The 25792-nt window shown below is 51.1% G+C and carries 17 protein-coding genes and 2 pseudogenes; 13 read left to right on the forward strand and 6 right to left on the reverse strand.

Features of this window, described 5'->3' with window-relative positions; translation table 11 throughout:
- Positions 1-109 precede the first annotated feature (109 nt).
- Together EFB02_RS05725 and EFB02_RS05730 are read right to left on the reverse strand one after the other, a co-directional pair.
- A complete protein-coding gene (locus EFB02_RS05725; RefSeq protein WP_147471041.1) occupies positions 110-7399 on the reverse strand; it encodes a hypothetical protein in 7290 nt (2429 codons plus the stop codon).
- A 435-nt stretch (positions 7400-7834) separates the two neighbouring features.
- Positions 7835-8332 (reverse strand): 30S ribosomal protein S5, encoded by a 498-nt coding sequence (locus EFB02_RS05730; RefSeq protein WP_200831564.1) that lies wholly within the window; start codon positions 8330-8332, stop codon positions 7835-7837.
- Between the two features lie 34 nt (positions 8333-8366).
- Between EFB02_RS05730 and EFB02_RS05735 the strand changes: the two genes are divergently transcribed.
- A complete protein-coding gene (locus EFB02_RS05735) occupies positions 8367-8660 on the forward strand; it encodes an LPXTG cell wall anchor domain-containing protein (RefSeq protein ID WP_122820560.1) in 294 nt (97 codons plus the stop codon).
- Positions 8661-8914: 254 nt separating this feature from the next.
- Here the strand turns inward: EFB02_RS05735 and EFB02_RS05740 are convergent, their stop codons facing one another.
- From EFB02_RS05740 to EFB02_RS08920, 4 genes and pseudogenes are all read right to left on the reverse strand, one after another.
- Entirely contained in the window at positions 8915-11920 is a 3006-nt protein-coding gene (locus EFB02_RS05740; RefSeq protein WP_122820561.1) for a type I restriction endonuclease subunit R, read from the reverse strand.
- Positions 11921-12192: 272 nt separating this feature from the next.
- The gene (locus tag EFB02_RS05745) at positions 12193-13446 is read right to left on the reverse strand and encodes a restriction endonuclease subunit S (RefSeq protein ID WP_122820562.1); all 1254 of its coding nucleotides are present in this window, start codon (positions 13444-13446) and stop codon (positions 12193-12195) included.
- A pseudogene (locus tag EFB02_RS05750) lies at positions 13443-14123 on the reverse strand (type I restriction-modification system subunit M); the annotation flags it as partial. The gene EFB02_RS05745 and the pseudogene EFB02_RS05750, both read right to left, overlap by 4 nt.
- 98 nt (positions 14124-14221) lie before the next feature.
- Positions 14222-14380: pseudogene (locus EFB02_RS08920) on the reverse strand (DUF3024 domain-containing protein); the annotation flags it as partial.
- Positions 14381-14653: 273 nt separating this feature from the next.
- Between EFB02_RS08920 and EFB02_RS08670 the strand changes: the two are divergent.
- The 12 genes from EFB02_RS08670 (at position 14654) to EFB02_RS05815 (ending at position 25729) form a co-directional block, all read left to right on the forward strand.
- Entirely contained in the window at positions 14654-14989 is a 336-nt protein-coding gene (locus tag EFB02_RS08670) for a hypothetical protein (protein WP_147471043.1), read from the forward strand.
- Positions 14986-15396, forward strand: a complete 411-nt coding sequence (locus EFB02_RS05765) for a hypothetical protein (protein WP_122820565.1) — start codon at positions 14986-14988, stop codon at positions 15394-15396. Before EFB02_RS08670 ends, EFB02_RS05765 begins: the two co-directional genes overlap by 4 nt.
- A complete protein-coding gene (locus EFB02_RS05770; RefSeq protein ID WP_122820566.1) occupies positions 15389-16549 on the forward strand; it encodes a DUF2800 domain-containing protein in 1161 nt (386 codons plus the stop codon). Before EFB02_RS05765 ends, EFB02_RS05770 begins: the two co-directional genes overlap by 8 nt.
- 2 nt (positions 16550-16551) lie before the next feature.
- On the forward strand, positions 16552-17106 hold the full coding sequence (locus tag EFB02_RS05775) for a DUF2815 family protein (RefSeq protein WP_122820567.1): 555 nt from the start codon (positions 16552-16554) through the stop codon (positions 17104-17106).
- Positions 17107-17183: 77 nt separating this feature from the next.
- Positions 17184-19154: a DNA polymerase gene (locus EFB02_RS05780; protein ID WP_122820568.1), complete on the forward strand. Its 1971-nt coding sequence runs from the start codon at positions 17184-17186 to the stop codon at positions 19152-19154.
- Positions 19155-19512: 358 nt separating this feature from the next.
- Positions 19513-20277: a phage antirepressor gene (locus EFB02_RS05785; RefSeq protein WP_122820569.1), complete on the forward strand. Its 765-nt coding sequence runs from the start codon at positions 19513-19515 to the stop codon at positions 20275-20277.
- Entirely contained in the window at positions 20277-20717 is a 441-nt protein-coding gene (locus tag EFB02_RS05790; protein ID WP_122820570.1) for a DUF7768 domain-containing protein, read from the forward strand. Before EFB02_RS05785 ends, EFB02_RS05790 begins: the two co-directional genes overlap by 1 nt.
- Positions 20717-22972: a phage/plasmid primase, P4 family gene (locus tag EFB02_RS05795; protein ID WP_122820571.1), complete on the forward strand. Its 2256-nt coding sequence runs from the start codon at positions 20717-20719 to the stop codon at positions 22970-22972. The genes EFB02_RS05790 and EFB02_RS05795 overlap by 1 nt, the downstream gene beginning before the upstream one ends.
- Before the next feature lie 127 nt (positions 22973-23099).
- Positions 23100-23378 (forward strand): VRR-NUC domain-containing protein, encoded by a 279-nt coding sequence (locus tag EFB02_RS05800; protein ID WP_122820572.1) that lies wholly within the window; start codon positions 23100-23102, stop codon positions 23376-23378.
- Positions 23359-24717: a DEAD/DEAH box helicase gene (locus EFB02_RS05805; RefSeq protein ID WP_122820573.1), complete on the forward strand. Its 1359-nt coding sequence runs from the start codon at positions 23359-23361 to the stop codon at positions 24715-24717. The genes EFB02_RS05800 and EFB02_RS05805 overlap by 20 nt, the downstream gene beginning before the upstream one ends.
- Before the next feature lie 9 nt (positions 24718-24726).
- Positions 24727-25191 carry a hypothetical protein gene (locus EFB02_RS05810; protein ID WP_234992745.1) on the forward strand — a complete coding sequence of 155 codons (465 nt, stop codon included), beginning with the start codon at positions 24727-24729 and terminating at the stop codon, positions 25189-25191.
- Positions 25192-25351: 160 nt separating this feature from the next.
- Complete coding sequence (locus tag EFB02_RS05815) at positions 25352-25729, forward strand: HNH endonuclease (protein WP_122820574.1); 378 nt, start codon at positions 25352-25354, stop codon at positions 25727-25729.
- The last annotated feature ends 63 nt before the right edge of the window (positions 25730-25792 follow it).

A 25792-nucleotide genomic window follows, 5' to 3' on the forward strand; every position in this document is an offset into this window, starting at 1 on the left:
TTCTATGTGAGCGGCCAAGTGGCCGCTGTTTTCCACCGTCCGGTGGCTGTGCCTTGGCCGAGTAACCAGCCATTTTTCGAAAGTGCTCTGCTGGCACAAATTTTCAGAGCTATGCCGAGACTCTGCCTCGACGGTTTTGACGAAGGTAACTAAACCCAGTCAAAGTCACTATTAGCAAGGCCGCATAACCGGCAAAGTAGTTAAGGCTGAATACACCGGTGCGGGGTAATTCACCTTGAACAACGTCGATAGTGATCGACTTACGCGCCCAATTGACACCCTCAATGGGCTTGCCAGTTGTATTGGCTTGCACTGTGCCGTCACTATTTAGGCGGTAGCCCTCGGCAACGGCGTAGACGTAACACTTGTATTTACCAACCTTGGCGTCATTAGCATTACCGTCAATATTCGCGGTTGTGCGTGCCTTATAACCCTCCAGAGCTATCTGGTCGGCAGCAGGCGATTGAGCACCAAGCTTGGTGTTCATAATCTTTACTGATGGGTCACCATTACGGTCAGTAGGTAAGCCATCAATGAACTCATCACCTGCAGTCTTTTGCGGTGGTGCACAAAGCGTCTGGACGTTAATCTTGGCTGGACTCTCATGTGAGTAAGCCTCAACGTTCATCGGCCTGAACATCGGCGCGCCTTTAACGATGGTAGTTTCATCAGGCACCACGTCCAGCTCAAGAGCGCTGCGAACATTCAGCAAGAAAGTACGCTCACCAAGCCAGTTTTCCTGTTCACCAGTGGCTTCATTCAACGACTTGTCTGGGCTAAACCTTGTGGTATTGCGATCAAGGTTATTAGTTGCATCGGCGAAGTTCACATGGCACATGTATTTGCCAGATGCTATGCCTTGAGTAGCAAGAGTCAAGCGCCAAGGTGAATCATTTGAATTATCGGTCTCGAAGCTACCAGGAGTTGCTCCAGGGTGTCCTTGAACAGCAGTAATTCCTAGCAGCTTAGCCGCGGTAGTGTCTTCAAGGTATTCCTGGATAGCGCCTTCAGAGGCGTGCCGAACCTTGCGGGTATTGTTTCCGCTTTTCACGATCGGCGCACAGAACGAGCCGGTATTGAGGTTGAGGGCTGTCGGCTTGCCGGCGATCGCTACTGGATAGCTACCGTCACCGCCGTTGTCGGTTACCGTCAAACCATCAATATTCGTGTCGCTAGCGACCTTGCCGTTCTCCCCCAGATAAATCTGTTGATCTGGGATAACTCCAATCAACGGAGGTGTGGCATCTTCCACAACAACTTTGATTGGACGGGTGGCAACCTTACGCACAGTTTTGCCGTTATCTATGCCCTGGTAAGACCACCGCGCAACGAAATCGTAAGTGCCGGGCTTGTTAAGTTTGCCGGATAGATATGCCGTGGTGGCATCTTGACTATTTTCGCGGTCAAGGCTAAGCACCGGCCAATTCTTGGCTTCATCTTCGCCAGGGACAGTTGCGTAGTCAAGGCGCAAACCACTCACCTTGTTTTTAACGTCAGGGAGTAGGCCTGCGAAAATCTTGTAGCGCTTATGCCCAGTCTTCGCATTTATCGACTTACCAACGTAGTTCTTTTCATCCGTTATCAGCGTGCCGGCCTCCGCTTGTACATTCAGTGCGGCCACCTCAGTCTGATTATCAGTGACCGTCATGATGTAGTTGGCAGTGGCAGTTGAACGATTGCCGTCAGAGTTCTCAACCGTGATAGTCACGGTTGCAGTAGTCTCCTCGGCCTTGGTTGGAGTACCAAAGAAGTAGTAACCATATGCCTGACAACCACGCTTAGCCGGATCAGGGCTATTCGGATCACCAGGGGTTACGCACTTGCTCTGCAGGTTTGGTTGAATACCCTCTGGTGTGGAACCGCTAGTCACGTTAAGGTCTATCAGCCTCTGCGCACTGCCATCAGAGTTCTTACCCGTATTGAATTCAATCGGGCCCCAGTCTTCTGCAGGATTATCTACTGTGCCGTAGAAGTGATCTGGTTTGATGCTCGGCGGTGCAGCGGGTTTACCCAACACTTCGATATTCATTATGAATGAGATCTGTTGGTTAGCACCATGATCAGACGAGTTGGTGCTAGTTGCCGTCACCTTGTATTTGTAGATACCCAGCTCGGCATCTGAGGCAACCGTGCCGTCAAGTTTAATAATTCGCTTGTCGCAAGGGTTCTTTGATTGGTCGGCAGAAAGCAAACCATCCGAAGTGCCATTTAGACACACACCTTTAGTTGTTGCAGCTAGGTTTACGCCCTTTGGACGGTTATCACCAGTTGGCTCGAATTTTTCAATCTGATAAGAGTAATCATTGCCATTTGGGCCGGCCAAGAACTTCAAATCGAAGTTATCGCCACGATGCACCTTATAGGTATCATTCTGATTCCACACAGTAGTGCCATCGGCAGGTACCTTTACGGTCTGGCCGTCTACCTCTTTATCGACCATCTTCGGGCTAAAATCACCAGCACCTGTCCAGGCGGAAATCACCGGATTCTTTAACTCGACATTAGGCAGCACCTCAATGCGCCACGGCTCGGGAAGAGTAATACGGCTATTAGGTGTGGAGTTGCCATATTCTGGCTCATTAATTACGTCAACTTGCAGGTCATGAATACCAAGTGGTGCTCCGTAGCGTAGGCGACCGGTAGGTTTGTTATTCGGGCCTCGTGGCTGGAAGACAGCATTTTTACCGTCCCACTTGTCAGGCAGTGAAGGTTCAAGCTTCTTATCGTATTTCTTTACGGTATCACCGTACCTAGGATCTCCTGAAGAGCTAGTACGATATTTATCCATAAAGCTGCCTTTGGCATAGACCGGCACGCCGTCTGCTGTATCAGTGGAGACAACACAACCAACGCGTTCGGGGGGCAAGCCTTTATCGCGACGATACGTAACTGTGACGATGTCTAAACCTAGTTTGCGCCAAAGAGCTTCTTGCTCGTATCTAGGAATGAACTTCATCAGCTCACCACTCGCGGTTGAATAATCGTAACCGCTGGAGGTAGTACCAGCAAGGCTGGTTCCATTGTGGTAACGGAAAATATATTTACAAAAGCTTCCGTCAACCTCCTGGAGCATCTTATCCATCTTGAACTTTTTGGAACCATTATCCCAGTTCAGATCGTTATTCCATTGCTGGGAAGCCCAGTTGCCACCTGCAGTCAGGCCTGTGGAATCTTCAATGAAAGTACTCTGCGTTTCATTATATTTGGTAGCAACCCATCGGCCATCTAAGCCAACCGACTCGCCCCAGTGGAATTGGTGTGGACGCGGGTTAGACCAATTCTCGTTATAGAACCTACGGGCGTTGTAGGGCACCAAGACAGCCTGTTTCGTCTGCGCCTTAGGTAACGGACGATCAACGTTTTTACCCTTATGGATAACTGGGTTGCCGGATGCATCCTTTAGCTCGTTGCCGTCTTTGTCTAGAACTTTTGTGCTATCCATCCACTCACGGCTGAGGTAATCGCCGGTTTTTTGTGTTTGATAATCAAAAGTTAGCACCTGGAGGCCAACATTCAGCTCAGCCTTATCTGCAGGCTGCACGCAGCCATCTGGCTTATTTAAGTTGTTGGCAATAACGCTTTGAGAAATTGAGCCGTCTTGTTGACGCGTCACTTTCGGGCTACAAAGAACAACCTCTTGGTTTGGCATCTTCTCGCCACCGGGGCGAACCAGGAAATAGCCGGGGTTAAGGTCTTTTACTTCTGATTCCCAACGCTTACCATCACTTTTACGGTTACTCCACCAAGCAAGAGACTCATTTTTACCAACACCGCCGCCAGGCTTATCGCCCCAGACTAGAGTCGGCCACTTTTCCCCAGTATCACGAGAACCCGTGCCATAATATCTGCCGTTAGCCTTCACTCGCCAAACAATGTCTCGGAAGCCGTCGACTGGGGCGCCAGTCCTCTTATTAAAGAACTGCCAGGCACCGTAATCAATGTGCGCACTGGCACCAGCAGAATCAAATTGGCCAGAGGTTTGAACGCTGTTCTTTAATTTTGCGTCATTGTTCCAAACAACCAACTGGCCAGCGCGCTGCCTACCACCAGAAGCAGCATCGCTAAGCACACTACCAGGCCGATAATCTTTACCATCACGAACCTCAACACGAATTGGGCCGTTACGGAATAGCTCTTTTTCGATGCCATTTTTTTCTGAATCTATCACGCCGCTGTTTAAGTTACGCCGATAAGGCGTCAGATAAACTGGCGTGCCATATGGAGCACCATAGAGCTGTTGACAGGAGCCTTCCCCCTCGCCCTTTGCACAAGGAATATGGCAGAAAGCGCTATTGTCTTTATCTTGTTGACGGCTAGCATTACCCAAACCATCCAACTCACCTACCGTCGGGTTTTCCACACAATTTGTGCGGAAATCTGCTGCGCTAACCCGTATATTGGTATCAGGATCACCGTTGCCTTTGTTATACCTGCCTTTTGAGAAAGCCCCGTACTTGATGCGGTTGAATTGCGTGTAGCGGTCTTTATCTTCAATTACTTCCGTGACGTAGGCGGCATTTTCTTCAGGAGTGTAGCCCAGGTGAATCTCGGTATTGGGCAGCACGATCTCCGGCTGATCCCACTCCCAACCGGCTGCTTTGTTACCGCTAGTTTCACACTGATTCTGGGAAAGAACAATCATCGAATCGGTATCTAGCGTCTTGTTATTACCGCTAAGAGTCAAGATGCCACGGCCAGTCTTAGCTTCATCAACACGGATAGCTGCAAGCTCAGCACTGGTGAATGTCACCTGCTGAGTGCAAATACCACTATCTGCACAAGAAGGTGTGACGGTCTTAGAAATTTCACTTCCACCGCCATTTGGCTTGAAACTAAGTTTGTATTCGGCACCCTTGCGCAACCCCTTGAGGGTAACGGTAGCGTCGCCGGCAGACTTGCCATCTTCACCACAGGGCTTGCTGACCCCATCAATAAATGGCTCAGCAATTGTAAATGGGCGCTGATCTACAATCTCGTCTCGCGGCAGCGTCAGCCCTGGCAAGGGGTAGTTGTCATCGGCTGCAATCGGTTTAGCAACATCAAAATCGCTCTTGGACTTGGTGTGGACAAGGCGCATGATGTAATGCCCAGCCGGCATGTCTACCGGCACTCTCCACTCACCTTTGGCATTGTGCTTAAACTGATCTTTAATCGGCTCATAGCCACCAGAGGCATTCTTCTGCGTATCTGGACGTATCTGCGAATCAACATCACGGCAAGTGGGTTTGCCGCCGGTAAGCTTTAACTTACCTTCAGAGTCTGCGGTACAAAGTTCCACGCGGTGCGCACCTTCAGTGGCATCTCGAGATTCGCCTAGGTCAAGATAACTGGCATAGACAGTCTGGCCAGGTAGCGCAGTGCGGCTAGTCTTACCCTCTTGGGATTTGCCATATGCTTCATTGCGGGCATCCAAGGCTGCATTATTTTCGGCTTCCTCATCAGAACCTTTGATGATGTTTCCCGCGTAGGTGTAAACCTTGGAGTCAGTCACCCTAAACGGCGTGAGGTTAACAACATCGTATTCAGTTTTTGACCCAGGAACGACTTTGCCGCGGCGATCCTTTTGTGGTTCACGTTTAGAGACCAGCGCCATCTGGTAGTCGCCGGTCGGGAAATTCTCTGGAACCTGCATCTTGACTAAACCTTTGTCGAAGGTTTGCAGGTCTTCAGAGCTTACCCAATCCGGCGAAGAAAAATACCAGGCTCCTTGGTTTGAAGCGATATCGTCCCAACTACTACCTCGAGGCACAGCAACTAGACGATAGCTGAACCCAGGCATAGGCACCTTAACATCGGCCCAGACAGTCTTGGCATCTGTGCTTTCCTGCTTGGTGATATCGCGTTCGTTAGCCAAGATAGATTCTGTGGAGTATCGCGAATAACGCACCTCAGGAAGAGTTGGTATCAGACCCAGGTTTAGCCCAGTGCCTTGCAGCTTATAGTCATCAAGGCCGGCAGTCTGCGTGCGCTCTCGCGGCAGAAAATCAGGTAAACAGTACCCTGTGCGGCTCTCACAAGCTGTGTCTGCAGCAGCAACACCGACACCCAATGGTACACCTGCGTTACCGTTGGCTGGACGAATCGTGCCATACCAGCCATTGTTACCAACTGCTGCGAAACCACCAGGCAGACCACTGCCAGTCTCACTGGCAGTCAAAATTCGGCTATCGTTTTTGAGTAGCTCTTCATAAAGACCACGCGACTTGGCGCGTTCTGCGCCACCATCTTCAGCTTCTGGACGAGCCGGCCTATCAATCAGTGCTTGAATCTGCTTTTTAGCATGTTTGCGATCTTCCGGGCTTTCAATCGTCACCATAAACTTAGCTGGACTAACACCAGCAGAAGTAGGTCTGTTATGTATCTCAGAGACTTTGTCCCAGCCGATACAGAAACTGCCATCAAGATCTGTGTAATCGTAGCGAGTCTGCAGAATTTTAGTGGGTTTACCTAAGCTATCTTGTGCATAAGTAGAAACAACAACACGCGCGCCAGGAACGGCTGGGTCTTTGGTTGCAGTACGGTCTTTATTACCCGGGGCATTGTCCCACCGATCAAAACGGAAAGTACGGTCAGCATAGACATGGCCACACATGTAGAGGTTATTTCCCAGCGTGTTATCTTCCGGAGCCAAGTGACGCGAGGACGGCAGCCACTGATCCTCAGGCAGATGTTTACCTTTCTGGTCATACATATTGCCTACGGGGTCGCCCGGAGCTTGACGGCTAGCTGGATGGCCGTTCACTTCTGAGTTATCTATCGGATCATCGGCATTATCAGCGACCTTAGTTTTGGGGCGGTAAGCCATATTGAAATTAGAAATCGAACCATGAATGTAGTTCGTTGTACCCAACCAAGAAAGAGTTAGGGTATCGACCACGTTCCAGCGGCCACCACCGTTAAGACGCTTCGGAGTGAAATCTTTTAGCGCACCAGCTGGCTGAGCGTAGTTTGATTCATCAACCCACACGCGCACGCGGTCAAAGCGTTCGATTCTTACTCGCTTGTTTTCAACACCAGGTGGCAGATTGTAGGCTTCGCGCAAAGCGGGACGAAAGTTGAAAGTGTAATCACCATTTTCGTCAGTAACAGCCTCAAATGGTGCTGGATTGCCATATTCATCGCGACCCATGATGACAGTGCCATCATATTTCACCAGCATCGCTTTCATCAGGACACCTTGAATCGGCCAGTCCTGCGGATAGATCCTAGTTGAACCGTTGTAAAACTCTGGATTATGGCGGTGGTCGTCGTACACCTTGCCCCTAATCGTGCCGGGTCGCCCGCCCTCTAAGCCATCGTTGCCCAGGGATCGCGGCGTCGTGAGCGCATCAGCAGGTGTAAGTGTTATCACCAGCAGGAAGCAAAGAAGGGTCGCTAAAAGCCCCTCCCCCCCCCTCATGCGGAAGATCCCCTGCTTAGCCCGAGGTACCCTCAAACGCATTCCAAACGCCCTTTCTTTTTTGCTTAGAACGGTGTCATAAGAAACAACGCTCTTCCAAGGAGAGGTTCTCAAGCCTCGCATTAATTACCTTTAACTATATTGAGCTAGTGAAAAAAATCAAATTTTCACAGAGGCTTTTGCAAAAAAACCGGCGTGTCCACTTTCCTTGAGCATGACAAATAGTTCCCAATTCACTATTTCAGAAGAAACTTAGCCGTGAAGAAAGAAAATTTTTATGAAACCAAAACAAGATCCTTACAGTCGAAAAAGATTTTAATCCTTTTCAACAGAGGAAACTGCCTAAGCTCTAAAAGCACCTCTAGCGAACAAAGCTAGCTGATACAAAAATGAGGGCCGTCGGGAAACCCGACGACCCTAAATAATTATTTAGCCTTAGGCCTCGTTAACCGAGCCTCCAGCCTTCTCGATCTTCTCCTTAGCGCTGGTGGAGAATTTGTCAGCGGTAACCTTCACCGCGACGCTGATCTCGCCAGTGCCAAGCACCTTGACCGGGCGGTTAGCGCGGACAGCGCCAGCCTCACCCTGAACCGGGTGCGGGATAGTGCGCTGAATGCGGGGAACGTTAAAGAAGTTCTTCTTGGCCTCTTCGACGCCCTTGCTGATTGCTGTCGGAACTTCCTTCGACTTGCCGTAGCCAACACCAACAGTGCCGTTGCCGTCGCCAACCACTACCAGAGCAGTGAAGCTGAAGCGACGACCGTCCTTAACAACCTTAGAAACTCGGTTGACGGTTACTACGCGCTCGAGGAAATCGTTCTTGTTGCGATCGTCCTGACCACGGCCCCGACGGTTGTCTCGGCCGCGAAGCGCGCGACGAACGTCATCGCCGCTGGCATCCTGAGCCTCGGTAATCTCTACAGCGCGGTCCAAGCACGAGTGAACGTCAAGCTCGGCTATCCGCACGATGACTCCCAAGGCCCCCACTCTAGTAGAGGCTAATAAGGATGGCAAGTACATCTACCCGTACAACTCGAAGGTAGAAGTTAAGGCCTCCGCGCTGGACGGTTACGTCCTAGCTGAAGACGCCCAAACTAAGTGGATCTGGGACAGCCACAATACTGCATTGTCCCCAGCATGCAAGCCGGCTCAGCCTATGAAGAAGTTGGCTTCAACTGGCGCTGAGGTCACTGCCCTAATCGGCATCTCCGCTCTACTGCTCCTTGCAGGCGGTGTGCTAACCGCCCGCAGGTTCAAGTAACCAACTAGCAACCTATATTTCGCCTCCCGGTTAATGCCGGGAGGCGAAATCTTTTTATACGACCTTATGTTCCTCATCCGAAGATTAACTAGCATCGTAGCAACCGCGTTATAAGCTCAGATACCTCTTATGGGCTGAACCTTAGCTACTAACGCCTAGCGAGGCGGGCGCGCATCCCAGTTACCGCCGCCCGGAGGATGCGCTTTATTTATTGCAAGCCGCTCAACGCTTCTCTGCATAGAATCTGGTCAAAACTATCCAAGGGTGTGGAAGCGATCAAAGAAGGCTTTCAGTTTTTCGATTACCCGCCCCTTGCGTTCAATCCGACTATCCGCACCGGTAGCGAACAAGGATCCTCGCGGTAAAATCTTGTCAATATCTGATCCGGAAGTTTCCAGATGTCCCCGCCTAAACATTGCGTTAATGAAGTTCTCGGTTTCGGGTTGTTTCAGGTTTTCTTCTTTTACGATTCCGGCGAGCTCTAGAGCTTTTTGTTCAGTTAGGAAGGCTTTCCACTCTTCATCTATCTCGCCGCTAGTGGCAGAAACCGAATCCACGAACCGTTCAATCAGATCCAGCTTATTCTGCAAGGTAGGACTGGACTTAACCGTACGGCGAATATCTTCCCGCACTTCCTGGCGACTCTGCTCAGCATGCTGGTCACGATATTTTTGCACCAGCATCAAAATGTAGTCAACATTTACTTCCACCTGTTTTATTAATTCGATTTCGAAGGTTAAATCATCATTGATCCGTTCCCGCTCCCCTTCGGAATCGGCGCGCCGCTGCCGGTAAAGCTCAATATATTCTGACTGGTAGTCTTGCAGGTCACGCGGGCTCAGGGGATCTTTTTCCTCGAATTCGTCAAACGCAGAAAGGATATTTCGCAACCGCAACAGTTCCCCGAAAGTTTTTATAAATAGGTCTTGCTCAGCCTCTCCGATAATTAGCTCGCCCGGCTCCCAAGGCGAGAGCTGGTCTAGTTTTTCTAAATAGGCATCAAAATAGACCCCGAAAGGCTTTAGTACCGTGATCCCCTCGGCCTCTTTATTACCAAAGAGGGCGATAGCCTCGGAAGTTTCTTTCTCCAGATTCCGGAAAGAAACGATATTTCCGTAGGTTTTCACCGAGTTAAAAATGCGGTTAGTGCGCGAATAGGCCTGCAGCAGACCATGGTGATGCATATGTTTATCTACCCACAAAGTGTTGAGGGTTTTGGCATCAAAACCGGTTAGGAACATGTTGACTACCAGCAGCATATCCAGATCACGGTTACGCATCTTCTCGGATACGTCCTCGTAGTAGGCGCCAAAACTATCTCCCGAGGTATCGAAACTACTCCCAAACATTTGGTTATAGTCTCTAATCGCGCCTTCTAAAAATTCACGATCAGGGAGTTCTAAAGCCCCGGTATCGAAATCTTCTTCCGGTAGCAGCCCGTCACTATATTCATCTGAGTTCGGGGCATAGGTGAAAATAGTGGCGATTTTCAGGCGCTTATCGGGAGCAAGCTCGCTTTGCTGACGCGCAAACTCTAGGTAGTAGGCTTTAGCGGCTTTAACCGAGGCGGCGGCAAAAATAGAGTTGAACCCCTGTACCCGTTTACCTTTCAAGGAATAGTAAGAGTTCCGTTTAGTTTTTTGGTCAAAATGCGCCAGCACATAGGAGACCACTTCCTGGATCCTCCGCGGATCCAGCAAAGCCTCCTCGGTGGCGATCGCAAGCACTTCCTCTTCTTTAATCCCCTCCCGAGGTTTAAGCGTGTTTACATAGTCAATACGAAATGGCAACACGTTTTGGTCACTGATCGCATCGGTAATGGTGTAGGAATGCAGGCGGTCACCGAAAACCTGTGCCGTGGTGCGGATCGCCAGCGATGAACCGGTAGCCTTATTTTCGTTAAATAAGGGCGTGCCGGTGAAACCGAACAGGTGATAGTTACGGAAAGCTCGTTTGATCGCTTGATGCATATCCCCAAACTGGCTGCGGTGGCACTCATCGAAAATAATAACGATATGGCTGTCATAGATTTTGTGTTGGGCATTAGCGCGCACAAAATTAGAAAGTTTTTGGATAGTGGTAATCACGATTTTGGCTTTGTCGTTCGCTAGCTGCGCGGCGAGCTGGCGGGTAGACCGATTAGAGTTAACCGCCCCTTTTTGGAAAGCCTCATATTCCTTCTTGGTTTGATGATCCAGGTCCTTACGGTCAACTACGAACAGAACCTTATCTACCCCTTCCACCTGGGTAACCAGCTGCGCGGTTTTAAAACTGGTGAGGGTTTTCCCGCTGCCAGTGGTGTGCCAAATATAGCCGCCAGCCTCAATAGTGCCTAGCTTCTTATAGTTAGTAGCGATCTGTACCCGGTTAATGATCCGTTCCGCTGCCACAATCTGGTAAGGACGCAACACCATCAGGATCTTCTCAGTAGTAAACACACAATATTTAGTGATCACGTTGAGTAAAGTGCGTCCTGAAAGGAAAGTCTTCGCAAAATCCATGAGCTCCGTAATGTGACGGTTACGCGCATCAGTCCACCAAGAAGTGAACTCAAAGCTGGCCGTACTCCCCCGCTTAGCTGCCCTTGGTTGCTCTTTCACATGCTGCAATCGGGTAGTGTTCGCATAATACTTCGTATAAGTCCCGTTCGAAATCACGAATAATTGCACATACTCGAATAATCTATTGCCCGCCCAAAAGCTGTCCCGCTGATAGCGGTTAATCTGATTGAAAGCTTCCCGCAGCTGTACTCCCCGACGTTTCAGCTCAATATGCACCAGGGGAAACCCGTTTACCAGGATAGTTACGTCATACCGGTTATGGTGGGTGCCCTCGGTTTCATACTGGTTAATCACCTGCAGACGATTACGGTGAATATTAACCTTATCCAGCAGGTGAATATTCTTTTGGGTGCCATCGTCCCGCTCTAACACCAGCGCAGCAGGGCTAGCCTGGATAATCTCAGTTTTTTCTTCAATCCCCCGGGAAGGGTTCGCCAACTCGGTTTTAAAGAAACGCTCCCACTCTCGGTCACTAAAAGAAACCTCGTTTAAGGCTTCCAAGCTGCGACGCAAATTATTTTCGAGGGCGCCGGCATCTTTGATCGGTAAATACTCGTATTCCTGCCGTTGCAGCTGTTCGATTAGCGCTTTTTCGAGGGCGGCTTCGCTTTGATAGGCCTTTTCTTTACGTTCTTCCGGCTCGTAGGTAGCGACTACCGTAGCATCATCGCTGGTGGCAATCGGTAAATAGGTGTTCATGAAGCCTCCTGGAAACAAGTGGAGTAGGTAACTGTTTCTATCTTAGTGGCGTTGGGGCTTTAAATTTGGGCTACCTAGCCGAAGCCTGCCTTGCGAGCCAAGGTTTCTAGTAGTTCCGCGCGAGGTAATAGTTGTTACTTGCTGCCCAAGCGTTATTATCAGTCTGCCGGTTACGGGTCTGGCTCGGTAAAAGCACTCCGGGGACCCCATGACCTGCTATGCAGGTCAAGCCCCTCTCGTATCTTTTACCGGCCGCGACCCGAATCGCGTAGTTACTTTGTGGGAGTGAAAGTCAGTAGTTGGTCGCGGTAATACTCGTACTGTTTACGCCGAGCCGCAATCTCCGCCGGCAAACCAGAAGAAAGATCGTTTACTAAGGCATCAAACTTATCCAGAATCGCCACAATGCGCTCCTGCTCCGCCAAAGGCGGCACGGGGATCTTGAAGTCTTTAACTTTCTTGTCACTGATAGACGGATAGCTTGCTCCCGATTGAAAAGATTCAACATACTTATAAAACTCATTACATTGGATGTAGTGATATAAGAAACGAGGATTTAAGCGTTCATTTTTACAGCGCAAAACACAGAATCCAGTCGAACAGATTTCCCCATTTAATTGAAGCGGAACGTAGGCAACCCTGCGCAGCAAAGGTCTTGTTGCGCCAAATAACACATCATTATCTTTAACTATCTGCTGAGCGCGACTAGGAGAATCTGATTCAGTGATTTCTGTTAAGTCACCTATTTTTCCAGTGCTACGATCCACCGATGACAAATCGATGTATTTTGCGTTTTGTGAAGCCCTATCAGCCCAATTTAATCGATCGGGCTTAACAGTTAGTTCGACAAGAGGAATCAAGTCATCAGTTGATAACCCACATGATTCGACAAGATTCTTCAAGCTGAGAAGCGAGTCGCGGTAGTATTCGTACTGCTGGCGGCGAGCATCCAGTTCCGCCTCCAATTCGGATTCCAGGTCTGTTTTCAGCTGAGTAAAGGAATCCAGAATCCGTACGATCTCCTCTTGCACTTCCAGCGGCGGCACCGGAATGTTTATTTTTTCTAAAGCACTTGGAGCGATTCTTCGAACCTTGGTTCCAGTTATATATTTTCTTTTACTTCTTTGAAATGAATCCGATGCGAAAAAATAAGACACATATTTAGCATTCAATTTTGATGAATAACGGCAACAATCTCCGCTAAATACCAAGTCTTCTTGCCCTATCCAAGCCACTGATTTACATAAATCCTCATCATTTTCACTCGTAGTAGCAACTAATACATCCCCGGGTTTAGCGTGCCGGAATCTCTTCGCATCCTCAGGAGTTACAAAACTAATGGTATTTTGCGTAAAATTTCCATAGTGAGTGTATATCTGACCATAGTGAATAGCTGGAAGACCTTGATCCACTAGCTGATTTTTTTGAAGACCAGTGCCTCGCTCAAAAAAACCGACCGCACCCATCGGCAGATACTCCACCCCGTCGGGACAGTAGTTTGCGATTAGGTCTTCTACTCGGCTCATGCCGTTGCCTCGCTGGGGGCGCTTTCCAGGTCGGCGACTATGGCGTCGATGGCTTCACGTAACTTGGCTTGGCGCTCTACGATGCCGGCAATGTCTTTATTGAGCTGGTGAATATCAATCTTTTCCCGAGTGTCCTTAGGTTCTACGTAACTGGACACGGAAAGGTTGTAGTCGGCCTCGGCAATATCTTCTATCGCAACCAGCTGCGCGAAATGATCTTGATTTTCTCGTTTCTCGTAAGCCTCAAGAATCTGGTTACGGAAAGGCTCGGTAATCTGGTTCTTAGTGCCCGAGCGCTCAAATAGCTCCGAGGCATCTATGAACAGTACGTTCGAATCCTTCTTCGACTTCTTTAACACCAGTACGCAGGTGCCGATAGAAGTACCGAAGAACAAATCGACCGGCAATTGGATAACCGCATCCACATAGTTGCCATCCACCAGGTATTTGCGGATCTTCTTTTCCGCTCCCCCGCGATAAAGCACCCCGGGGAACTGGACAATCGCGGCCGTGCCATCAACGGCCAGCCAAGACAGAATATGCATCGTGAATGCCAGGTCCGCCTTACCTTTAGGCGCCAATACCCCGGCAGGCGAAAAACGTTCATCGTTCATCAAGGTTGGCGAATCCGAGCCTATCCATTTCGTGGAATAGGGCGGGTTCCCTACGATGCAGTTGTTAATACAATTTGACTCTTTTTAGCCGTAGGCGCGAGGCGGGTGCATTTTGATTTGGGGTGGGTGCAACTATACCTTACTAGTGGTTTTACCCGAATTTATAGGGTCATCTGAGTTTTTATGTAGTCGAGCATGTCATCTACAAGCCGGGTGGGCGCGATGTTGTATTCGTAGAATTTGAAATTGCTATCGCGCCAGTAGAGACTCCACTCGTTTCGATGCCAGTTGTAACGCAACCGCGCGATAGGGAAACGGGTGCGTTCGCCTTGGCGGTTTCAGGGTGAACGGTTTTTGACGATGCTGGTGATGTAGTTATTGGCGACTTCGTATTCGTATTTGAATTGGTCCCAGTTTTCTTTAGGTGCGAGTGGATCGCGTCATCGTTTGATGCGTCGCAGGTAATCTCTGGGATACCCCTAGCGTTAATAGCAAACCCCCTGTATACCCGACAGATTTTGTATGCCGCTACCGATGGTCTTTTAGACTGCCAGTTTTCTTTTCTCGCTTTGTGTCCGGTTTTGATGGCTGCCGTGCCTGACAAGTGCAAGGGCGGTTCCTCCCAAGATGCGGAAGGGCTGCTGGAGGCTACTAGTGGAGAAAGGGATCTCCTTATGGCACACAAGTTAAAGATCAAGCTGACTAAACATCCGGACGAGAATTCGCTTTTGGCGGCCTGCCGGGTTCGTCCCTCGCGGCGTCTGTTGAAAAAAGTGTTCGGCACGGCCAAGCCTCGTCACAAGATGGCGATTCTGCTACCAGGCGACGATGCAGACCGTGTGGAAGTCCAAGTGTGTGAGACAGCCGATGAGTCGCTGATGGCACTAGCCGAAGCGGTCGGTGTGGCTAAAGGCGGTGAGCCGAAGTGAACATCACCGAAGCAAACAGCGTTATTGCTGCTCTTAATCGTGTTGCTGAGTTGGTTACTAGTCTAGCGGCTGATGTGGAATCGGATGCCTGGGAAGGTATCGAGGATCATGCCGGCATGCCAGGTGCGCGTCCTATTGCTGCGGCTCAGCTAGCTCATCCGGCTCTTGAGGCTGCAGCAGCTGAACATGAGCAGGCGCAAGCAGAGGATTCGGCTCAGATTGAAACTCCAGATTTGGCGCTTTCACTTGAGGATGTACGCGCAGTTCTTTCTGATCTTTCCAGTCAAGGACTGACAAAGCAGGTGCGTCAGCTGATTGTGGATGCGGGGGCTGATCGTCTCTCGGAAGTAGATCCAGCTAATTATGGGTGGTTGCTTACGCGGGCGAAGGGACTTGCTGATGCCTGATCAACATGCCCTCTTATCAGCTTCTGGGGCGCACCGGTGGCTGAATTGCCCGCCATCAGCCCTAGTGGAGGCGGGCTTGCCGGATTCTACTTCGGCTGCTGCCGAACAAGGCACTATCGCTCACGCTCTTGCGGAGTGGAAACTACGTCGCGCCTTACACCTTTCGCCAACCATGAAACCAGAGTCCACCTGGATTGATAGTGAGATGGAGGCTCACACCGACGATTATCTTGCTTTCGTGCAAGAGCGCCTGAGTGAGGCGCGCAAGACGTGCAAGGATCCGGTGACGCTCATCGAGCAACGTCTGGATTTCTCTCATCTGGTGCCTGGCGGATTTGGGACCGCGGACTGCCTGCTTGTTACCGAGCCTTTGTTGCAGATTATTGATTTCAAGTACGGGCAAGGCGTACTGGTTGAGGCTGAGAAGAATCCGCAGCTCGCGCTGTATGCCCTCGGTGCACTTCATGCTTTCGATGCTCTTTTTGAGATCAACGAGGTGGCGGTGACGATTTTCCAGCCCAGACGCTCCAACGTAGCGACCTGGCATGTCAGCGTGGCAGATCTTCAAACCTGGGCTGAAGAGGTTGTGCGCCCTACAGCGAAGCTGGCTACAAAAGGCGAAGGCTCTTTTGCTGCAGGTAGCTGGTGTCGTTTCTGCAAAATAGCACCTACCTGCCGCACCAGAGCCGAGAAAAATCTGGAGTTAGCCAAACTCGAGTTCGCTCCCCCAGCCCAACTCTCCGATGCGGAGATTGCCCAGGTGCTCGCGAAATTACCTGAGCTAAAGAGATGGGCTTCTGATGTAGAGTCCTACGCACTTTCGCTTGCGGTCAATCAAGGCAAGACCTGGTCTGGTTTCAAGCTCGTCGAGGGTCGTTCGATCCGCAAATATGTCGACGAGACAAAAGTCGTGGAGACAGCCCAGGCTGCTGGGATTAACGACATTTTTGAGAAAAAACTCAAGACGATTACGACGCTGGAGAAACAGTTAGGTAAGCGGCGCTTTGGCGAACTCCTTGGCGATTTGGTTATCAAGCCGCCCGGTAAACCTGCACTGGTACCTGAAACCGATAAACGACCCGCGATAGCACTCAGCGCGGATAAAGAATTTCAAAAAATAAAACCAAGAAAAATACAGAAAGTAGGTAAATAGCCATGTCAGTAAAAAATCCAACTCGAGTCATCACCAACGAAGTACGTCTTTCGTACGCAAATCTGTTCGAGGCAAAATCCATCCAAGGATCAAAGCCGAAATATTCGGTAAGCCTCATCATTCCCAAATCTGATAAAGCCACGTTGGCGAAGATAGAAGCCGCTATCGACGCAGCCATTGAAGCAGGCACAGCCAAGTTCGGTGGTAAACGTCCTAATAAGGCTGCGCTGAAGTTACCGTTGCGTGACGGGGATACAGAACGCGATGACGAAGCCTACGCGAACTCGATGTTTGTCAACGCTAACTCCACTACCCCACCTCAAGTGGTAGACGAGTCGCTCTCCCCAATCTTGGATCGATCCCAGGTCTACTCTGGGTGCTATGCCCGCGCGAGTATTACCTTCTATGCATTCAACACCAATGGCAATAAGGGAATCGCCTGCAGATTGGGCAATATCCAAAAGATTAGGGACGGTGACCCGCTCGGTGGCGGACACGTCAGCGCTGAGGAAGACTTCGCTGCGTTTTCTACTGCTAACGAGGACTTCCTTAACTAGCAGGTAAGTGCATACTGGTGGTGGGCAGTAGCTGTATGGTTGCTGCCCACCACACCTGATTTTGAAGGATTGCAACCTTGAAATATCTAAGTATTGATCTGGAAACTTATAGCCCCCTTAATCTCTCCAAGACTGGGGTATACCCCTATGCTACTCATCCGGACTTCCAGATCCTCCTGTTCGGCTACGCCATAGACGAGCAGCCAGTGCAGGTGGTTGACCTGGCAAGCGGAGAAAAACTACCCAACGAAATACTTGCCGCTCTGGTAGATCCTGGTGTGGTTAAGTGGGCCTTCAACGCGTCCTTCGAACGCATCTGCTTGTCCGCCTGGCTACTCCGCCACCATCCCGAATTATTGCCTGAAGGTGAGTTTTTGGATCCTTCCCAGTGGCGCTGCTCCATGGTGTGGGCTGCATATCTTGGGATGCCCATGAGCCTAGACCACGTAGCTCGCGTCCTTGACTTGCCGGTGAAGAAAGACGCAGCTGGTAAGAAACTGATCAAGCAGTTCTGCACCCCAGCCGCCCCGAATCTGATTAACAAGGGAACGTACCGTAATCTACCGTCCTCGGATCCGGAAGGCTGGAAGGCATTCAAGGAATATAACCGCCGTGACGTAGAAGTAGAACAAACCATCCACGCGAAACTAGCTCGTTTCCCTGTACCAGAGGCCGAATGGGAAGCCTATAGCTTGGATCAGCGCATTAACGATGCTGGGATCAATCTCGATGCAACCCTTGTGGATGCCGCAGTTGCTCTTGACGAAAAGCATCGGCAAACAACTCTGGCTCGTGCCCAAGAGCTGACTGGTTTGGAGAATCCAAATAGCCCAATCCAGCTTAAAGACTGGCTGGCTAATAACGGTTGTCCTCTCGTTTCGCTTACGAAAACTGAGGTCGCAACCGCCCTCGAGGACGCTAGTGGCGTAGTTAAAGAAATACTTCATCTGCGCGGAGATCTCGCAAAATCTTCCGTCAAGAAGTACCACGCCATGCTAAACGTCTCCGGGGCGGACGGGCGAGCTCGCGGACTCCTACAGTTTTATGGAGCAGGACGTACCGGACGCTTTGCAGGCAGGTTAGTTCAAGTGCAGAATCTACCTCGCAATTATCTGCCTGATCTCGACCAGGCACGCACCCTAGTCAAAGACGGAAATCTTGAAGCCGTGGAGCTGCTCTACGACTCGGTACCAGACACGCTCTCTCAGCTAATCCGCACCGCTTTCATACCCACCTCGGGTAACCGTTTTATTATCGCTGACTACAGCGCTATTGAGGCCCGCGTGATTGCCTGGCTCGCAGGTGAAAAATCCACCCTCAAGGCTTTCCATGACGGCAACGATCTATATTGCGAGACTGCTAGTCGCATGTTCAAAGTTCCAGTTGAAAAACACGGTGCAAACAGCGAGCTACGACAAAAAGGCAAAATAGCGGTACTGGCTTGCGGATACGGCGGCTCCGTAGGCGCGCTCAAAGCAATGGGCGCGTTGCGCATGGGACTGGCCGAGGACGAACTCAAACCCATCGTGGACGCTTGGCGAGCAGCTAACCCCCAGATCGTCTGGCTATGGCAAGAAGTAGAAAACGCAGCCATCCAAGCCATCACCACTAGACAGCCTGTTCGGCTGCGCAACCTCACCTTTACGCTCGAATCCGGCATCTTGTTCATCACCTTGCCGTCCGGTAGAAGGTTGGCGTATGTGAAACCAGGTTTGGGTCAAAACAGATTCGGTGGCACCTCCATCACCTACTGGGGTATCACCACCGGCCGCAAGTGGGGACGCCTGGAAACCTATGGCGGCAAGCTTGTTGAGAATATCGTTCAAGCCATAGCCCGCGACCTACTCGTTACCGGCATGAAAAACGTTGCTGAATCCGGCCACCAGATCGTGATGCACGTTCACGACGAAATCGTCATCGACGAGCCCCTAGATTCCGCTCTCACTGTAAAGGACGTCTGCCAGCTGATGTCACGCCTACCAGGCTGGGCTAAAGGTTTACCCTTGAGCGCAGACGGGTACGAGTGCGGTTACTACCGCAAAGACTAAAAGCCAACACTCTCCAGTATTTTTATCAGGTTCACGTCCAGAAATTGTCGGGCACAGATATAAATCTGCTGCTGAATGCTGCTGCGTCGGGCGATGTCTTATAGCGCGCACGTATTCCAGGAAGCAGCGCAGTCACATTTGGGCGAATACCGCCTACACGCTTGACTTATCAATCTTGCTCATGCCCTAACTTTCCCGGCTAATTTGAGCCGTTACAACGGGGCATGCCCAGCCTCAAGATTTCTGTGCCGCCACGTGTCCGGTTTTATCTTCTGCCGTGCCTGACAAGTGAGAACCACACCGGTCTTGCACAGGGCAAGACGCAATTGATCGGGTTCTCAAAGGAGGACACCGGATCATGGAAACCGGACTACAGACTTTCACTAACGCCACTTTCGGCACCATTCGCACCATCGAAGATGAAGGAAAAATCTTATTCTGTGGCCGCGATATCGCATCTTCACTCGGCTACGCGAACACGAAAGACGCGTTGGCGCGGCATTGTAAGGGGGTCGCAAAACGCTACCCCCTTCAAACCTCAGGCGGTATTCAGCAAGCCAGGTTCATTACCGAAGGTGACGTTTACCGGCTCATCATTTCCTCTAAGCTTCCTGCCGCTGGACAGTTTGAGACTTGGGTTTTCGAAGAGGTGCTCCCCACTATTCGCCGCCATGGAGTTTATGCCATCGACCAGCTGTTAGATGATGATGAGTTTCTTGAGCAGGCGCTGAATCATTTACGCGCCGAGCGCACTAAACGCCTAATTGCCGAGCAGCTCCTGGCTGAGGCTACGCCGAAAGTTTCCTATTACGAGGTTGTGCTGCAATCGGACTCGCTGTTAAGTACTACTGAGATTGCCAAAGATTACGGGCTATCAGCTAAACGTCTCAACCGAATTCTGCGCGATGAGAAGATCCAGTTTTGCCGCTCTGGCCGCTGGTTCCTATACGCAAGCTATGCCCAGCGCGGTTACGCCCAATCCAAAACCCACGAGTACGCGCCGGGAAAGATGCGCACTCACATGTACTGGACTCAAGCTGGACGGCTTTTCATCTATGATCTGCTCAAAAACCGCTGCGGGATTTTGCCAGTCATTGAACGCGAAGGGCAGGTGGAAGCCTGATGAGCGCTACAACAGATCAAGTCTTTGGGCTCTTTCGCAAAAATGCCCACGGTTATGCTGATCCGACCAGCTACAAGGCTTTGAAGAAGATCCAAGGAGCTGAATGCGAAGCTCGCCCGCTTACATATATCTGCTCCCCCTTTTCCGGCAATGTCCGCCAGAACCAGGCTTTAGCGCGGGACTTTTGCGCCTTCGCGGTAGCTGGTGGACAGATTCCGCTAGCCCCACACCTGTTTCTACCGCAGTTCATGGATGACGCCGATCCCGATCAGCGCGAGCTGGCGATGTTTTTCAACCGTGTGCTGCTCGCCAAGTGCGAAGCCCTCTGGGCATATGTCGGACACGTCAGCACTGGTATGCGCCTAGAGATCGGGTGGGCGCGAGACCTCGACCTACCCATTAAGTATTTCGATTCTGATTTCCAGGAGGTTACCTTTTGATGCATCCCTTCACGCTTTACGCCACTGACATGGCAGGCAGGCAGACCAACAGCCACTACCCTAACCGCCACGAGATCACCAGCAAGCCTGACCTAGAAGTGGCGGTGAGTTTTGATCATGTCGCAGCCACCTACAAAGGTAATCACCGCTCTAGCGCGAACTTCTTGTCCTCGGATTGCGTGGTGATGGATATCGACAATGACCACACCGAAAACCCCGACGAATGGGTCACGCCCGAATCGTTGACTGAGGTGATGTCAGGGGTCGAGTTTATGACCGCAACCTCCCGCAACCATATGAGAATCAAGGGCGGCGAGTCGGCTAGGCCGCGTTTGCACGTCTACTACCCAATAAACAAGATCAGCGACGCTAACGAATATGCAGGGCTGAAGAAACGCCTGGCTGCTCGTTTTGATTTCTTTGACCATAACGCGCTGGACGCGGGCAGGTTCATCTACGGAAACCCCACCGCCGAAGTGGATATTTTCGAGGGTGAACAGCTACTGGATGAATGGCTTGCGGCTGCTGATGAGCAGGACATGTTTGCTGCCTTCGATGCCTCCACGATTGCTATCGGGGAGGGCTCTCGTAATGCCACGCTTTCTCGCTTCGCGGGCAGGGTCTTGATCCGCTACGGCAACACCGCTCAGGCAAGGGAGTTATTTGATCGTAAAGCTACGCTTTGTGACCCGCCACTACCAGATGCAGAGCTGGCACTGATTTGGGATAGCGCGTGTAAGTTCGCTGCCAAGGTTGCCGCCGAGCCGGGTTATGTGCCGCCGGAGGTTTATGAGCAGCTGACGAGTCTGCGCCCTGATGATTTTACCGATGTTGGTCAGGCGACGATTCTTGCTGGTGAGTATGCTGACCGGATTTGTTATTCTCCTGCTACCGCGTGGATGGCCTACGACAAGGGTGTATGGGAGGAAAACGAGCCTAAAGCCCAGCATGTTGTCCAAGAACTCACCTCCCGGCAAATAGAACAAGCCCAAAAAGAACTGGATACAGCCACCCAGCAAGCAAGCCGGCTGGGAGTAACAGCAATGCTGGTAGCGATGAGCAAGGCCAAAGCCCTCTCTGCATTCACCCCTGAGCAATCTCAGGTTTACCAGGAAATGATGGCGGCACAAGAATGGTTAAAGTTCATATACAAGTGCCGCTCAGATCGCACAATCTTGGCGGTCATGCGCCAAGCACGCCCGTTAGCGTTGATTAACCCGCAGGTGCTCGATGCCGATCCTTATCTGCTCAACACCCCAAGCGCCACTTTTGATCTGCGCGATACTTCCCGGCACGAACACAGCCCCGCTGACATGTTGACTAAACAAACCGCCCTTGACCCATCCGATGAGGGGATGCAGATATGGCTAGACAGCCTCGCCGTTACTTTCGGCGGGGACGCTGAGTTGATTGGGTATGTGCAGCGAGTGTGCGGGCTAGCAGCAATCGGCAAGGTTCTCATCGAAGCCCTGATTATCGCCTACGGGGATGGAAACAACGGCAAATCCACGTTCTGGAATACCATCGCCCGCGTGTTGGGCTCATATGCGGAGACTATCTCCTCTGAGGTGCTGATCGCTGGTAAGAAAAATAATGCCAAACACGAGATGGCAGAAACCAGGGCTAGACGCTTGTTGATTGCCGGCGAAAATGATGAAGGCGTGCGCCTGTCTACTTCCTCAACCAAACAGTTGGCTTCGACTGACAAGATCGCTGCGGAGAAGAAATACAAAGATCCCTTCTCCTTCACCCCTTCCCACACCTTGGTTTTGTACACGAACCATCTACCGCGAGTGGGAGCTATGGATACTGGCATCTGGCGTCGCCTGATCGTGATTCCGTTCGAGCAAACCATCACCGCGAGTGTGGACATCAAAAATTATGCCGACCATCTATACGCGAGAGCTGGCGGAGCGGTGCTGGCGTGGATTATGGAAGGTGCTCGCTTAATCCACTCTGAGAACTATCACTTGGCTCCGCCTAAACAAGTCGTTGCCGCATCGGAGGCGTACCGGGCTGCTAATGACTGGTTCGCTCACTTCCTTGAGGACTGCTGCCAGGTAGGTCAAGGACTATCAGAGCAGTCCAAGGATCTCTACGACGCGTACCGGTCTTGGGCAATAGGCAGGGGCGAGTATGTGCGCTCCACTAGCGATTTTTATGCTGCCGTCGATAAAGGCGGATATAGGCGCAGGCGAACAGCTCGGGCACGATTCGTAGATGGGCTAGCTTTGATCAGCGAATTCGACTTGTAACCGGCCAATAGTGACAGTCGTGTCAGTCGTTACTAGCCCTTTCTATAGGAAAATAAAAAATACAGTCCTATATAGGGTTTTAGGGACAGACCGACACGAGTGTCACAGATCTTATGAAAGACGTGACATGAAAGAAAAACACCTAGAAAACGAACTGAAGAAATCAGTCGAAAGCATCGGCGGGATCTGCTGGAAACTCGTGTGCCCCGGCGTCACTGGCGTCCCAGACCGGATCTGTCTAAAGAGCGGACGAGTTGTTTTCGCTGAAGTAAAAGCACCAGGAGCCAAACCTAGACCAATCCAGAATCGCCGTATCAAGCAGCTGCAAGGTCAAGGCTTCCAAGTCTTCGTGGTAGACAGCGTGGATGGGATTGCGGAGGTGGCAAATGCACTACAAGCCGCATAACTACCAAACCCAGGCAACAAGTTTCATCATCAACCATGACGAAGCCGCAGTGTTCTTAGGTATGGGTTTAGGAAAAAGCGTCATTGCGCTGACCGCGATCTGGCAGCTTGTCCTCGACTACTTCCTCGTACAGCGAGTGCTAGTAATCGCGCCGCTACGCGTGGCACGCGATACCTGGCCACAAGAAGCGCTCAAGTGGGATCACCTCAAGGGATTATCACTTGCAATAGCCGTAGGAAGTAAGCAAGAACGCATGGACGCGTTAGCTAAATCTGCAATGGTAACGGTGATTAACCGGGAAAACGTCCCCTGGCTGGTTGCCCACTACGGCGCGGCCTGGCCCTTCGACATGGTCGTCATTGATGAACTCTCCAGCTTCAAAAACCACCGGGCCAAACGATTCACCACGCTGGTGAAGATGCGACCCTATGTAAGCCGTTGGGTTGGGTTAACCGGAACCCCAGCCTCTAATGGCTTGATGGATCTATGGGCACAGTTCCGGCTCCTAGATGGCGGTACAAGACTGGGTAGATATATCACCCGGTTTAGAGATCGTTGGTTCGTGCCTGATAAACGGGGCGGCATGCAGGTGTTTACATATAAGCCGCGAGCAGGTGCTGAAGATGAGATCTATGAGGCCATCTCGGATATGACCTTGTCGATGCGCACCACTGACCACCTCACTTTGCCTGACCTGACGCTAACAACCACGAAGGTAAAACTCGCTAAAAAAGAGCGTGCAGTTTATGAGCGTCTAGAGCAGGATTTAGTGATCGAGTTGAACGGGCAAGTAGTGGATGCGGCTAACGCGGCAGTCCTATCTGGAAAACTCCTACAACTGGCAAGCGGGGCTATCTACGACGAAAACGGAGATGTCATTGTTGTTCATGGCGCGAAGCTGGATGCACTCGAAGATTTGGTTGAGGCGGCGAACGGGCAGAACCTCCTCGTTGCCTACTGGTACAAACACGACCTGGAACGCATCATCGAGCGGTTCCCGCAAGCCCGAGTCCTAAAGACCGCTGAGGATATAGCGGCTTGGAACGATGGCGAGATCACTTTCGGTTTGATTCACCCGGCCTCTGCCGGCCATGGCCTGAATCTACAAGCAGGCGGGCACCTATTGGTCTGGTTCTCCCTGACCTGGAGTCTGGAGCTGTATCAGCAAACCAACGCCCGTCTTTACCGGCAAGGCCAAACCCAGCCGGTAACGATCACTCACCTGGTCGCTGAAAAAACCCTCGATGAAGCAGCGCTTACGGCCTTAGACGCCAAGAACCTCACCCAGACCGCCTTGATCGAGGCAATCAAAACACAACTGGCAAACCACTCTAGATAAGGAAAATTCATGATGCATGTGATGACGAAATACTTAGATACCCGCAAGGCAGCAATCAGCGCCCTAGAGGACTACCCACTGATGGAACAAGCAGCCAGCCAAGACACACAAGCTGAGGCAAACCAGCTACGCGAAGACCTCGCCAGCCCTACTAGCCCCAAAATAACTGGCATGCCCCGCTCACGCGACCCCCACGCTGGTGAACGCCGCATCGCTGCCACCCTCGACAAGATTGATCTGCTCGCAGCCCGTAGCCAACAAGCCCGAGAATACCTGGACTGGTTCCTGCCAGCCTGGCAAGCACTCAACACCGATGACCAGTTCGTGTTGGAAAACTTCTTCCTCGGCCAAGGCAATCAAGACGAACGAGTCCAAATGATCGGTGACCACTTCTATATTGAACGAGACAGTGTCTACCGACGAAAGAACCGAGCATTAGATCGCCTGGCAGTAGCACTATATGGCAGACGCTAACTGGCACCCAAGCGTTAGCAAGTATCCGAACCCTGCTATGGAAATCATTATTTAACCCTGAAATACTGTAGGTAGTTGAAAAAATAGGAACGAGCCCTCCGGCAAACAGTTATCACTGCCCGGAGGGTTTCGTCTTTGCCAACAAAGGACGGTGAGACTGGTGCCAAGCAAACCAAAACGTCCCTGCTCTGCACCTGGCTGTCCCGAACTAACCCACGAAAGATTCTGCCAGATCCACACCAAAAAGGCAGACAAGAACTACCGTAAGTTTCAACGTGACCCGAGAATCAACAAGCGTTACGGCGGGCGCTGGCGCCGCATCCGTGCTGCTTACATCGCCCAGCATCCTTTGTGCGAAGACTGCCTGGAAAAAGGACTAACCACCCCAGTTGCCGAAGTCCACCACGTCCTACCCTTAAACCATGGCGGCAGCCACGACCTTTCTAACCTGCGCAGCCTTTGCAAACCCTGCCACTCCAGACAGAGCGCGTTAGACGGTGACAGATGGAGGCAAGCCCTTCAGGTCTACACCTACTAGATTTCTTGAAAACCGCGAAATAACCACTGGTACTTCCCCACCCTAAAAATATCGACCTTGTTC

This window comes from Varibaculum vaginae (assembly GCF_900604285.1).
Lineage (GTDB): Bacteria > Actinomycetota > Actinomycetes > Actinomycetales > Actinomycetaceae > Varibaculum > Varibaculum vaginae.